Annotated in this window: 12 protein-coding genes; 10 read left to right on the top strand and 2 right to left on the bottom strand. The window is 65.7% G+C overall.

Features of this window, described 5'->3' with window-relative positions; genetic code table 11:
* Positions 1–329 precede the first annotated feature (329 nt).
* The 4 genes from ACSU1L_RS08200 (at position 330) to ACSU1L_RS08185 (ending at position 5,337) form a co-directional block, all read left to right on the top strand.
* Positions 330–1,757 (top strand): CCA tRNA nucleotidyltransferase, encoded by a 1,428-nt coding sequence (locus ACSU1L_RS08200; protein ID WP_439255389.1) that lies wholly within the window; start codon positions 330–332, stop codon positions 1,755–1,757.
* A gap of 172 nt (positions 1,758–1,929) precedes the next feature.
* The gene (locus tag ACSU1L_RS08195; RefSeq protein WP_439255388.1) at positions 1,930–3,207 is read left to right on the top strand and encodes a GAF domain-containing protein; all 1,278 of its coding nucleotides are present in this window, start codon (positions 1,930–1,932) and stop codon (positions 3,205–3,207) included.
* A gap of 105 nt (positions 3,208–3,312) precedes the next feature.
* Positions 3,313–4,863 carry an acetaldehyde dehydrogenase ExaC gene (gene exaC, locus ACSU1L_RS08190; protein WP_439255387.1) on the top strand — a complete coding sequence of 517 codons (1,551 nt, stop codon included), beginning with the start codon at positions 3,313–3,315 and terminating at the stop codon, positions 4,861–4,863.
* 81 nt (positions 4,864–4,944) lie between these two features.
* Positions 4,945–5,337: a DUF779 domain-containing protein gene (locus tag ACSU1L_RS08185; protein ID WP_438252367.1), complete on the top strand. Its 393-nt coding sequence runs from the start codon at positions 4,945–4,947 to the stop codon at positions 5,335–5,337.
* Between the two features lie 262 nt (positions 5,338–5,599).
* Here ACSU1L_RS08185 and ACSU1L_RS08180 read toward each other — a convergent pair whose 3' ends face one another.
* On the bottom strand, positions 5,600–6,742 hold the full coding sequence (locus ACSU1L_RS08180) for a hypothetical protein (protein ID WP_439255601.1): 1,143 nt from the start codon (positions 6,740–6,742) through the stop codon (positions 5,600–5,602).
* Positions 6,743–6,813: 71 nt separating this feature from the next.
* On the opposite strand from ACSU1L_RS08180, the gene ACSU1L_RS08175 reads away from it, so the two are divergent.
* Positions 6,814–7,170, top strand: a complete 357-nt coding sequence (locus tag ACSU1L_RS08175) for a hypothetical protein (RefSeq protein WP_438252366.1) — start codon at positions 6,814–6,816, stop codon at positions 7,168–7,170.
* 20 nt (positions 7,171–7,190) lie between these two features.
* Here ACSU1L_RS08175 and ACSU1L_RS08170 read toward each other — a convergent pair whose 3' ends face one another.
* Complete coding sequence (locus ACSU1L_RS08170) at positions 7,191–7,793, bottom strand: Lrp/AsnC family transcriptional regulator (RefSeq protein ID WP_439255386.1); 603 nt, start codon at positions 7,791–7,793, stop codon at positions 7,191–7,193.
* A gap of 133 nt (positions 7,794–7,926) precedes the next feature.
* Between ACSU1L_RS08170 and ACSU1L_RS08165 the strand changes: the two genes are divergently transcribed.
* Genes ACSU1L_RS08165 through ACSU1L_RS08145 form a run of 5 tightly spaced genes read left to right on the top strand, consistent with a single transcriptional unit; the run spans position 7,927 to position 13,147 of the window.
* Positions 7,927–9,510, top strand: a complete 1,584-nt coding sequence (locus ACSU1L_RS08165; RefSeq protein WP_439255385.1) for an ABC transporter substrate-binding protein — start codon at positions 7,927–7,929, stop codon at positions 9,508–9,510.
* 8 nt (positions 9,511–9,518) lie between these two features.
* Positions 9,519–10,577 carry an ABC transporter permease gene (locus tag ACSU1L_RS08160; RefSeq protein WP_439255384.1) on the top strand — a complete coding sequence of 353 codons (1,059 nt, stop codon included), beginning with the start codon at positions 9,519–9,521 and terminating at the stop codon, positions 10,575–10,577.
* Positions 10,574–11,506 (top strand): ABC transporter permease, encoded by a 933-nt coding sequence (locus tag ACSU1L_RS08155; RefSeq protein WP_439255383.1) that lies wholly within the window; start codon positions 10,574–10,576, stop codon positions 11,504–11,506. The genes ACSU1L_RS08160 and ACSU1L_RS08155 overlap by 4 nt, the downstream gene beginning before the upstream one ends.
* Positions 11,503–12,315 (top strand): ABC transporter ATP-binding protein, encoded by an 813-nt coding sequence (locus tag ACSU1L_RS08150; protein ID WP_439255382.1) that lies wholly within the window; start codon positions 11,503–11,505, stop codon positions 12,313–12,315. The genes ACSU1L_RS08155 and ACSU1L_RS08150 overlap by 4 nt, the downstream gene beginning before the upstream one ends.
* Positions 12,308–13,147: an ABC transporter ATP-binding protein gene (locus tag ACSU1L_RS08145; protein ID WP_438252358.1), complete on the top strand. Its 840-nt coding sequence runs from the start codon at positions 12,308–12,310 to the stop codon at positions 13,145–13,147. Before ACSU1L_RS08150 ends, ACSU1L_RS08145 begins: the two co-directional genes overlap by 8 nt.
* Positions 13,148–13,156: the final 9 nt, after the last annotated feature.

The following is a 13,156-nucleotide window of genomic DNA, read 5'->3' as shown; positions in this document are numbered from 1 at the left end:
CCGGTTCTGTTGTGTTGTGATGTGAACCTGCTTCGCCGTGCGGGGGGACACGGCGAAGCAGGGCACTGCTAACCGCAGGCACGCCAAATAGCGCGTCAATCACGCGGTTTGTTTCCAGCGATTCGGGTCGCTCGAAACAGCACAGGAGGGCAGATCCGGCCGGAACGGCACGGATCAGAAGCCTCGCAACAACCAACTATGCATTAAGTTTGGGTTCTATACAATACGAACCGTACCGAAACTTATAAATACTTATAAAAATCTGCCCCAGCGTGCACACGCGCCGGGCTGACGACGGGGGCAAGAGCTCCCCCGGTACGCTGGAACCCATGCTCAATATGGCCGAGGGGCTCGCGCGCCTGCGCGACCTTGCAGAAGGACCCGTCGTTTCGGCGCTCGCCACAACGTTCCAGGCCGCGGGCTTCGAGCTCGCTGTGGTCGGGGGGCCGGTGCGTGACGCGCTGCTGGGCCGAGTGACCCACGACCTCGACTTCACGACGAACGCCTCGCCGGATGAGATTCTCGAGCTCGTCAAGCCAATCGCAACCGCGCACTGGGACATTGGTCGCGCATTCGGAACCATCGGCGCCCGTGTGCAGGGCGAGCAGGTGGAGATCACGACGTACCGCGCCGACAGCTACGACGGGGTGACGAGAAAGCCCACCGTCGAGTTCGGCACGGCGATCGACGGCGACCTGGTGCGCCGCGACTTCACCGTGAACGCGATGGCCCTGCAGGTGCCGGCGGTGAAGCTCGTCGACCCGACCGGCGGCGTCGAGGATCTCGTCACCGGAATCCTCCGCACCCCCACCGACCCGAATGTGAGTTTCGGTGACGATCCGCTTCGGATGCTGCGTGCCGCCCGCTTCAGCGCACAGCTCGGTTTTGACATCGAAGAGGCGACGCGCGACGCGATCGTGCGACTGCGCCAGACGCTGAAGATCGTCAGCCCCGAGCGCATCCAGAGCGAGCTCGTACGGCTCATGCAGACCGACGACCCGGTCCGGGGCATCCGTGTTCTGGTGGAGACGTCGCTGATCGACGAGTTCCTGCCCGAGGTCACCGCGCTGCAGCTTGAGGTCGATGAGCACCATCACCACAAGGACGTCTATGAGCACTCGCTGACGGTGCTGCAGCAGGCGATCGAGTTGGAGCATGTGCGGCATCCCGATGCCGAACCCGATGTGCCACTGCGGATCGCTGCCCTGCTGCACGACATCGGTAAGCCGCGCACGCGCAAGCTCGAGCCCGGGGGAGCCGTCAGCTTCCATCACCACGATGTCGTGGGCTCGCGGATGGCGCGCAAGCGCCTGCAGGCACTGCGCTTCGACGGAGAGACGACGGATGCCGTCACCGCTCTGATCGAGTTGCATCTGCGATTCTTCGGCTACGCCGAGGGCGCGTGGACCGATGCCGCCGTGCGCCGCTATGTGCGCGATGCCGGCTCTGTGCTGGAGCGTCTGCACATTCTCACTCGTGCCGACGTCACCACTCGTAATCGTCGCAAGGTCGCGCGGCTGGCCGGTGCATACGATGACATCGAAAAGCGCATCGCGGACCTGCGCGAGCAGGAGGAGATCGACTCCATCAGGCCAGAGCTCGATGGCAATCAGATCCAACAGATCCTGGGCATCACGCCGGGCCGTGAGGTCGGCGAGGCGTACAAGTTCCTGCTCGAGGTGCGCCTCGATGAGGGCGTGATCGGTGCGGATGCCGCCGAGCAGCGCCTGCGCGAATGGTGGGCCGCGCGCGGCTGAGTGCCGGCTTTTGAAGCGGGGGTGACTGCCGACCATCGGTCGATCGGCACGGATGGGCAGACAGGGGCTCGCCGTGCTCGTACACTGGGACCACACTCGGTCATCGACGATCGGAGACATAGTGCCATCGCCGTGGTCAACATCACGTGATAACTCCCCGGAGGCATCACGGTTGATCATCGAGCGTGCGCACGAAGAACTTGTCGCCGGCAATCTCGACGACCGTCGCCTGGAACACATCCGCCCGCTGGTGCGCGACTCCTGGGAGAGATCCTGGAAGCGGCGCATCGGAGCCGAGGATCTGCCGCCGCTGGCGCTGTCGGCAGAAGAGCTGCAGCTGTTTCGTCAGCAGCATCCGCTCGCGAGCGTCATGGACATGATCCGCGGACTGCTCCTTCCGGGAGATCCGGAAGAATCCGGCGTGATGGTCGCTGTCGGCGATCATGCCGGACGTCTGCTGTGGGTGGAGGGCGACCTGCAGAAGCGGTTGCTCGCCGGGGAAGCGGGACTGGTCGCGGGGGCGAACTGGGCCGAAGATACGGTGGGAACGTCCGCTCCCGGAACAGCGATCGCCCTGGGCGAATCGGTGCAGATCCACGAGGCGGAGCACTACAACCGTCTGGTGCATCCCTGGTCGTGCACGGCGGCGCCGGTGTTCGACCCGGAGACGAAGCGGATCCTCGGGGTCATCGACGTCACGGGCGGACCCGAGGTGGTCACGCCGCAGGCGCGCTTGCTGGTGGATGCCACCGCCCGGGCCGTGGAATCCGAGCTTCTCGTGGCACGACTGCGGTCGCGAAGCAGCGCCCCGGCCACCCCTCGCCGCAAACAGAGACGTGCATCGGCGCCGACCCGCATCGTGCTGCAGGTGCTCGGGCGTGACCGCGCGCGGCTGGAGGTCGCCAGCAATGACGCCGAGACGATGATCGACCTGAGCGCACGCCATGCCGAGATTCTGCTCACGCTTGCGAACTACCGGCAGGGGCTTTCTGCCGACCGCCTCGCCGAACTCATCTACGGCCCCGGGGCATCCGTCGACACGCTTCGGCCCGAGCTCGTCCGCCTGCGAAAAGTGCTGCAGCGCATCGCCCCGGAACTCGTACCCGAATCCCGGCCCTATCGACTGACCGTTCCGCTCGAGACCGATGCTCGTAACGTTCTCTCACTGCTCGATCGCGGCGCGCACCGGGTAGCGCTGACGGCATACCGCGGGCCGGTGCTTCCGGATTCCGCGGCGCCCGCGGTGGAGGAGTTCCGCGAATCCGTGCGCGCGGCGCTGCGTGAAGTCATGCTCACCGAGGCCAGCATCGACGTGCTGCTCGCCTACATCGAGATCCCCGAGGGCGCCGAAGACGAAGAGGTGCTGCGCCTGTGTCTGGAGATGCTGCCGGCGCGCTCGCCGCGGCGTGCAGGCCTGGTGAGTCGAATCGAGAAGCTGGAGCGCGGCTGAGCGCAAGCGGATGCAACGTGCCGCATCCTGGCGCAACGTTGCGGGGTTTACCTTCGACCCAACGCCGCGCAGTCCAGATGCTGCGGCCCGTCGAAGGAGACGCAGATGACGATCGTCGAAGAGACCGTGTCCACCGCTTACGCTGCACCAGGTTCAGCCGGTGCCATCGCAAACTATCGCCCGCGCTACGGCCACTACATCGGCGGCGAGTTCGTCGAACCCATCAAGGGGCAGTACTTCGAGAACGTGAGCCCCGTCAACGGCAAGCCGTTCACCGAGGTCGCCCGCGGCACCGTCGAAGACATCGACCGCGCCGTCGACACGGCATGGAAGGCGTTCTCCTCCTGGGGTAAGACCAGCCCGGCCGAGCGCAGCCTTGTCCTGAACCGAATCGCCGACCGTATGGAACAGCACCTGGAAGAGATCGCGGTCGCAGAGACCTGGGACAACGGAAAGCCGGTGCGCGAGACTCTCGCAGCCGACATCCCGCTCGCCATCGACCACTTCCGCTACTTCGCCGGCGTGCTGCGTGCACAGGAGGGCTCGCTCAGCCAGCTCGACGAGAACACCGTCGCGTACCACTTCCAGGAGCCACTGGGTGTGGTCGGCCAGATCATCCCGTGGAACTTCCCGATCCTGATGGCGGTGTGGAAGCTCGCCCCCGCGCTCGCCGCAGGTAACTGCATCGTGTTGAAGCCGGCCGAGCAGACTCCGGCATCCATCCTGTATCTGTTCGAGATCATCGGCGATCTGCTGCCGGCCGGCGTCATCAACATCGTCAACGGCTTCGGCATTGAGGCGGGTGCTCCGCTCGCGCAGCACAAGAAGATCCGCAAGATCGCCTTCACCGGTGAGACGACGACCGGCAGGCTGATCATGCAGTACGCCTCGCAGAACCTCATTCCGGTCACGCTCGAGCTCGGCGGAAAATCCCCCAACCTGTTCTTCGAAGACGTCGCGCGCTCGACCAACGACTCTTTCTATGACAAGGCACTCGAGGGCTTCGCGATGTTCGCGCTGAACCAGGGCGAGGTCTGCACCTGCCCGTCACGAGCCCTCATCCAGCGCTCGATCTACGACGGATTCCTGGGCGACGGCCTGGCCAGAGTGGGAAAGATCATCCAGGGCAACCCGCTCGACAAGAACACGATGATCGGCGCACAGGCATCCAACGACCAGCTGGAGAAGATCCTCAGCTACATCGACATCGGTAAGCAGGAGGGCGCGAAGCTGCTCACCGGCGGAGAGCGCGTTGACCTCGGCGGCGACCTCACCGACGGTTACTACGTCGCGCCGACCGTGTTCGAAGGCACGAACAGCATGCGTATCTTCCAGGAGGAGATCTTCGGCCCGGTACTCGCCGTGACGAGCTTCGACGACTACGACAACGGGATCGACATCGCCAACGACACTCTGTACGGACTCGGTTCCGGCGTGTGGACGCGCAGTGGAGACACCGCCTACCGCGCGGGCCGTGCCATTCAGGCCGGGCGCGTATGGACGAACACGTATCACCAGTACCCGGCGCACGCCGCGTTCGGCGGATACAAGCAGTCCGGCATCGGGCGGGAGAACCACCTGAAGATGCTCGACCACTACCAGCAGACGAAGAACCTCCTCGTGTCGTACGCCGAGGGGCCGATGGGCTTCTTCTGACCCTTCGACAGGCTCAGGGACCACGACCTCGGGTGGGCGTCGCCGCTGGCGCCCACCCGAGAACCACCGAAGGAGATCGACATGGTGAGCATCGGGACCTACCATCGGGTGGCGGTGACGGATGCCGCGGCATCGCTGCTGCGCGAACTCACCGCGCAGCATGGTCCGCTCATGTTCCATCAGTCCGGCGGATGCTGTGACGGCTCAAGCCCGATGTGTTATCCGGTGGGCATGTTCATCACCGGGCCGAGTGATGTGCTGCTGGGCGACATCGACGCCGGACTGGATGCGCCCATCGAGGTGTACATGTCCGAATCGCAGTTCGAGTACTGGAAGTACACCCACCTGACCATCGATGTCGTACCCGGCCGTGGTGCGGGATTCAGCGTCGAGGGACCGACCGGGATGCGGTTTCTGATCCGGTCGCGGATGCTGAATGACGCGGAGCTGGCGTACTTCGGATTGCGCGACTGAACGCACCGGTCAGACGCGCGTGGCGGATGACCGCGCTGCTAGGGGTTTGACGGCCTGCAACCTCCCTGCAACCTCCTGCAACCTCGTTTGGTATACCGTCTGACTCATACGCCGCGATCGTTCAGTCCCCAGCTGACAAGTGGCGTCGGACGGCTCAGCCGTCCACAAGGAGGGAGTTCGTCTTCTTCTGTATCCCAAGGGGGGATGGGGTGGGCGCAGTTCCCCAGACAGCGCCCACCCTGATACCTGCTCGTGCCGGTGCTCAGCGCGCGAACTGCATCCAGAACCAGACGATCCCGAAGCACACCACGGCGACGATCGGAATCCAGCGGCCGCTGCGCTTGAGGCGCCGACCGCTGTGCGCGACGCCGGGCGGCGGGGTCAGCATCCCGGCCGGTGCCGCAAAGGGAAGCGCATGCGTTCCCGCGATCGGCGCCTGCGCGGGAGCAGTGCTCTGCGCGGGGGCATCGCTGTGCGCGGCGGCCAGTCGCTCGTCGCGCCACCGGGCCCACTGGTCGAATTTGGTGATGAGCGCGCCGACGGCGCCGAACAACCATGCCCAGGTTGCCGGATCCAGTGTGGACGCCGCACGCTTGGTGTACAGGAACAGCCAGTCATCGACGATCTCGACATCGAGCTGCGCCGCGTTGTCGACGAAACGCGCCATGATGTCCGGGGTGAAGAGGTAGAGGGCATCCGCCTCATAACCCTCGGGGCAGTAGAGCGTGAAGTACCGGTCGAAGTCGCCCTCGAGCGAGAGGCGCTGCTCCTTCTGGAACGATGCCGGAAGGTTGGTGCCGAACCCGTTGTTGCCGAGGGCATCCAACACGATATTGGGCAGCGGCACATCCAGCTTCACCGCGACGTACCCCCACGAGTGCGTGGTGGAGTGCTTCCCTGACCCGGTCGTGTACTGGTAATTGCCGAACTCGACGAAGCGCGGCGAATGCCCGCGCACCAGGCGGTCAGAATGACGGGAGCGACCGATGTTGAAGATCATTCCCGGCAGCTGCGGATCATTGATCCGATCCTCGTAGGTCATGTTGTTCGCGGCAGCGAACTGGCTGAGGCGGTATCGAGCGATTCGAGCGCTGCGGTTGGTCGACCAGATCAGAAGACCGAGTCCGATCGCAAGGAACGCGATGATTACGACAGGCAGCAGGATGAAGGGCGGCCCGCCGTTGCTGAGCCCCGCGAGAAGCAACGACGTCATCGGAAGCAGGATCGCGAGGAAGACGATGCCGATGACGGAGAAGATGATGATCATCAGGACCTTGGTCCCGGTCATCGACGACGAGCGCCGCGCGCGCATCGCAGACACGAACGCCCTCACGGCGCCTGGGGCGACCGGATCGGTGAGCGGTCGGGCGTCGAACGCGATCGGCTGGGAGCTGGAGGCGGGCATGGTCACCCGTCCACGGTAACCGCAGGAGCCTGATGGTCAGCGACTGCGCGTGGTGTTGCCATAATCAAGGGGTGAGCACGCAGACACTTCTCCCGTCACTGGACGGACGTACCTTCAAGATGACCTCCTCGACGACGTCGGTCGTGAACCACGACGCGCCGAGCACATTCCGCTACTTCGAGAAGGATGGCGTCGTCTGGGGTGACTACATCGGTGACACCGTCACCTTCGGCCAGTTCGTCGGCACGCGCACCGGGAACGTCATCAGCATCAACTTCGTTCACGTGCTGGTCGCGGACGGCTCCGTTGTCACCGGATCGGGTGACAGCGACATCGAGCAGGACGAAAACGGGCTGCGCCTGGTCGAGCACTACGAGATGTTCGATAAGCCGCAGCTCAGCATCTGCGTCGAGGTTCCCGCGGCCTGACGCCTACCGCGGCCTGACGCCTACCGCGGCGGCAGCGGTTCCCGGGCTCCGGGAGCCGGTGTCCATCGCGTCATCCCCATCGTCCCTGCTGGTTCGCGCTGGGGGATGTCGGTGGGCAGGATGAATGTCCGCCGCACCACCTCGTCCAGGATCACCACGCTGACGACGGTGCGTACCTCGGGCAGCTGCGCGATCACCGCGGTGGAGAAGTCATGCACCCCACCGACGTCGGTCGCACGGATCATCAGCATCGCGTCGTGTTCGCCTGTGGTGACGGCACAATATTCGACCTCAGGCATTTCGAGCACCCGCTCGCGGAATGCCGGCCAGGATTGCGGATGCACGGTGACGAAGACGTGTGCGCCGATGGAGAGGCCGACTTTCGCCGGGTCGACGGATGCTGAAAAACCGGTGATGACTCCGCTGCCCATGAGTGCTTCCACTCGCGAATAGGCGTTGGCACGCGAGACTCCGACGCGTTCGGCCAGCGCCGCCATCGAGATTCGACCGTTCTCGCGGAGAGCCGCGAGGATGCGGTAGCCGACGTCGTCGAGCGCAGGCGACGCACTTCGTCCAGTGGATGCCGAATCGGTGGGCCGAATATTGGACGTAGTGTCTGCCATCCTCGGATCCTAGAACAATTTGTTTCACAAGGTCTGGTCTCATTGGACATTTCGTCACGCATCATGACAATCTGAACTCGGTCGTCCACAGCCGTCCGACCTTTCCCAAACACTCCCTTCCCTAGGAGGGTCTATGTCCTCGTTGTCTCGCAAGTCCCTGATCGCCATCGGTGCAGTCGCGCTTTTGGCCGTCACCGGATGCTCTGGCGGAAACTCCGCGAATGGTGGGGGCAACAGCTCTGCCGCCTCACTCGTGATCGACACCGCGTTCTCGGTCGAGACCGCCGACCCCGGCCACAGCTACGACCCGACCGGCAACATGTTGGCGAAGGCGCTCTACGAGACGCTGGTCGACTTCGAGGGATCTGACGTGTCGACACCGATCCCGGGCCTTGCCTCCTGGGAGCAGAACGACGACGCGACAGAGTTCACCTTCACGCTTGAGGGCGAGCGCAGCTTCTCCGACGGAACGCCGGTTGAAGCGAAGGACGTCGTGTTCACCCTGCAGCGGATCCAGGGCATGGTCGAAGCCAAGCCGAACTTCCTCCTGAACGGCGTCACGATCGAAGAGGTCGACGACAAGACGATCCGTTTCACCACCGAGACCCCGCTGCTGCAGCTGCCGGCGATCCTCGCGAACCCTGCTCTCGGCATCGTCAACGCCGACGTCGTGATCGAGAACGGCGGCACCACAGACGGCACCGACACCGCCCAGGCATTCCTGGATGGCACCTCGGCCGGATCCGGACCGTTCGTGCTCGACACGCTCGACCTCGCGTCGCAGATCGTGCTGACCGGCAACGACGAGTACGACGGCAAGGAAGACAGCGCCTACGACCGCGTTGTGATCCGCAACGTCAGCGAGAGCGCCACGCAGCTCGCCAACCTCAAGGGCGGCGACACGATGGTCGCCATGGACCTCAACGGCGACCAGGTCGCCACGCTCGGCGATGACCTGAACGTCGACGCAGTCCCCTCGGGTCAGTCGATCTTCCTGCTGCTGAACCAGTCGGCCGACAACGCGGGCGAGCTCGCGAACGTCAAGATCGCCGAGGCGATCCGTTACGCCCTCGATTACGACGCGCTGCTGGAGCTCGCCGGGGCCGGTTCCGTGCAGGCCACCGGCGTCATCCCGCCCGGGTTCGAGGGTGCACTGGATGCCGGTGTCGAGCAGGATCTCGACCGCACCCAGGCGGCGCTCGCCGAGGCCGGATACACCGGGCAGACCCTGAAGCTGCAGTTCCCGAACGACTACCCCGTCGGTGGTGTCGAATTCACGCCTCTCGCCGAGCGCGTGCAGGCCCAGTTGAAGGACGCCGGCATCAACGTCGAACTCGCTCCCGCACCGTTCGCGACCGAGCTCGACGCCTACGTCAACGGAACCGAGGGCTTCGGCCTGTGGTTCTGGGGCCCGGACTACGCCGACTCGGCAAACTTCCTGCCTTTCGGTCCGGGACTGAAGGTGGGCCTGCGCTCCGGCTGGGCCGCCGAGGCGAACCCCGAGATCGCCGCCCTTGCCGCTGAGGCGGCCAGTGCGACCGACGCCGACGAGCGCACCGCCGCCTTCACGGAGTTCGCCGAGGCCATGCAGGCCGAAGGCCCGTTCGTGCCGCTGATCGTGCCCGGTCGCAACATCGCGACCGCCGGTGACGTCACCGGCGCCGTGTACAACTCGGTGTGGGAGATTGACATCGCCGAGATCGCACCCGCCGGCTGAATGACTCGATGAGTACTGCCACCATCGCGCGCAGGCGCCCGACCCGCTCTCCGCTGGTCGGGTACCTGCTGCGCAGACTCGGCACTTCGGTGCTGCTGCTGATCGGCGTCACGATCGTGACGTTCCTGCTGACCAACCTCGTACCCGGCGACCCGGTGTCGGCCGCGCTCGGTGAGGGTGCAGCGCAGAACCCCGAGACGCGGGCGGCGTTCATCAAGGCGCACGGTCTCGATCAGCCGCTCATCGTGCAGTACTTCATCTATATGGCGAACCTGCTGCAGGGCGACCTCGGCACATCCCTCGTGACCGGGCGCGCGGTGACGGCAGATCTCGCAACAGCCGTTCCGGCGACGATCGAAATTGCCGTCTGCGCGATCGTCGTCAGCCTCGCGGTCAGCATCGTGCTCGGCACCCTCGCCGCGTACCGGCGCGGGCTCGTTACCGACCAGGTCGTGCGCGTGGTCACCCTGGTGGGACTGAGCGTTCCGACGTTCTGGCTCGCGCTGGTGAGCTACTACTTCTTCTTCCTCGAGTTGGGGATCGCACCGGGATCCGGACGCGTCTCGCCGTCGATCACGCCGCCGCCGCGCATCACCGGCTTCTACACGATCGACTATCTGCTCAACGGCGACAGCGTCGGCTTCTTCGACGCAGCCGCTCACCTCGCCCTTCCGGTGATGGTGCTCTCGCTCGTGACCATCGGACTGCTGACCCGGTTCGTGCGCACCTCAGTGCTCGAGGTCCTCGACAGCGACTACGTGCGCGCCGCCCGGGCGAAGGGTCTCTCCGGCACTCGTGTCGTGCTCGACTACGTGCTGCGCGGAGCCGCACTGCCGATCATGACTGTCGTGGGTGTCGCCTTCGGTGCGCTGCTGAGTGGCACCGTGCTCGTCGAATCGGTGTTCGCCTGGCCGGGCCTGGGTACCTACGCCTACAACGCGGCCGCCAACCTCGACCTCACCGGCATCATGGGTGTCGGCCTGGTGGTCGGTGTCATCTACCTCGTCATCAACCTGATCGTCGACCTGCTGTACGGCGTGCTGGATCCGAGAGTGAGGATCGCATGAGTGCATTCGACGACCGCCGCGTGGCATCGCGGTGGAAGATCCGCTTCCGCTGGCCGCGGGCCTGGCGCACGCCCCTGGGCATCATCGGCTCGGTCATCGCCCTCGCCTGGGTGATCATCGCCTTCACCGCGCAGTGGTGGGTGCCATTCGGCCCGAACGCCCAGGTGCTGCCGCGCCTGCAGGCGCCCGGGGTCGACACCCTGATGGGCACCGACGGCAACGGCCGCGACATCTTCTCCCGGCTCATGACTGGTGCGACCGTGACGATTCCGCTCGCGCTCACCCTCGTGGTCGCCGCCCTCCTCATCGGCACGGTCATCGGAGCGCTCGCCGGCTACTTCGGTGGGTGGCTCGATGAGACCCTGATGCGCATCACCGATCTGTTCATGGCCTTCCCCACGGTCATCCTCGCGATGGTGGTCGCCGCATCCCTCGGACCCTCGCTGTTCAATGCGGTGATCGCTGCGGTCATCGTCTCGTGGCCGCAGTACGCCCGTGTCACGCGCAGCCTGGTGCTGAGCCTGCGGCGGCAGAACTACGTGATCGCGGGGCGCCTGCTCGGGCACTCTCCGGCACGGAGCCTGTTCGTCGACATCCTGCCGAACATCGCCGGCCCCGTGCTGGTGCTGGCCACGCTTGACATCGGAACCGCCATCCTGCTGCTGTCCGGCCTGTCGTTCCTCGGTCTGGGGGCCCAACCGCCGACGGCCGAGTGGGGATCGATGATCTCCGCCGCCATGCAGAACTTCGACGCCTGGTGGCTGGGCGTGTTCCCCGGTCTTGCGATCCTGACCGTCGTGGTCGCTTTCAACTTCCTGGGCGACGCCATGCGCGACGTGCTGGATCCCACCGCTGAGATCACTCATGAGAACCAGGCCGAGCTCGTGACATCTGCGGCGCCGGCATCCGTGAAGGGAGCGAGCGCATGACCTCGACCGCCCTCAGCATCCGTGATCTGCACATCTCAATCGGCCGACCCCTCGTACATGGCATCTCGCTCGACCTGGAACGCGGTCGCGTGCAGGGTCTGGCCGGCGAGTCCGGTTCGGGCAAGACCCTCACCTCACTCGCCGTGCTCGGCCTGCTGCCGCCCAAAGCGACGACGACGGGTTCGATCCGCCTCGGTGATGAAGAACTGCTCGGGATGCCCCGCCGCGCGCTGAACCGCGTTCGCGGCAATCGCATCGCGATGGTGTTCCAGGACCCCTCGGCGTCACTGCATCCGCAGCTCACCGTCGGCAAGCAGCTCACCGACCACATGCGCGTGCACCTGGGGCTCAAGGGCAAGGCGGCCGAGGCTCGCGCTGTCGAGATGCTCGAGCGGGTGCAGGTGCCGCGCGCGGCCGAGTCGCTGGGGCGCTACCCGCATCAGTTCTCCGGAGGTCAGCGGCAGCGCATCGCGATCGCATGTGCTCTGGCCTGCGATCCGGATGTGCTGCTCGCGGATGAGCCGACCACGGCGCTTGATGTCACCGTTCAGGCCGGCATCCTGCAGCTGCTGCGCGATCTCGCTGTCGAACGCGATCTTGCCGTCCTGCTGGTCACGCACGACCTTGGCGTTATGAGCGCGATCGCGGACGATGTCGCGGTGATGAAGGACGGTCGGATCGTGGAGCGCGCGGATCGGGCGACCCTGTTTGCCGACCCGCAGCACGAGTACACGCGGACGCTCCTGGCGGCGCTTCCCGGCTCGCGGATCGCCTCCGAAGATGGGATCGAAGGAGCAGGCGATGAGTGACGCACTGGTGCTGGATGCGCAGGACATCGTCGTCCGTTACCCCGGAAACCCGCCGGTCGTCGCGGTTGATGCCGTCTCGGTTCAGGTCGCGGTGGGGGAGACGGTCGCTCTCGTCGGCGAATCGGGAAGCGGCAAGTCCTCGCTGGCCCGCGCGGCAGCGGGAATCGAGAAGACTGCTGGCGGTTCGGTGCTGTTCAACGGGATGCCCGTGACCACGATGGGGCTGCGGCGTCGCTCGCTCGCGCTCACCGGCATCCAGATGGTGTTCCAGGATCCGTCGACGTCGTTGAACCCGCGGCGGCGCATCGGCGAACAGATCCAGGACGGCATCCAGACCGCTGTCGCCCGCGGCGATGAGGGTTCGCGCGTGGAGGAATGGCTGGAGCGCGTCGGGCTGAACCCCGCGTGGACGAGCCGTTTCCCGCACCAGTTCTCGGGCGGGCAGAAGCAGCGCATCGCGATCGCCCGCGCATTGGCCGCTCGGCCCAAGCTGCTCATCGCGGACGAGCCGATCTCGGCTCTGGATGCGTCGACGCAGACGAGCGTCGCCGCGCTCATGCGCGATCTCGTCGCCGAGGTCGGCGCCGGGATGCTGTTCATCTCGCACGATCTCGCGGTGGTCCGGCGCATCGCCGATCGGACGCTCGTGATGTACGCAGGGCAGGTGCTGGAGTCGGGTAACACCGCGGAACTGTGGGCCGACCCGCAGCATCCGTACACCCGGTCACTGCTCGCCGCGATCCCGGAGCCCGACGGCCGGGGCCGCATCCCCGAAGCGCCTACGGCCGCAGATCGTGCGGCCTGGAACTCCACCCCGCCCATCGCGCGCTGAGGCCGCCGC

This window comes from Microbacterium sp. A94, assembly GCF_051842855.1.
Lineage (GTDB): Bacteria > Actinomycetota > Actinomycetes > Actinomycetales > Microbacteriaceae > Microbacterium.
The sequence above is the reverse complement of the archived record's forward strand: the minus strand, read 5'-3'. Positions and strand labels throughout refer to the sequence as shown.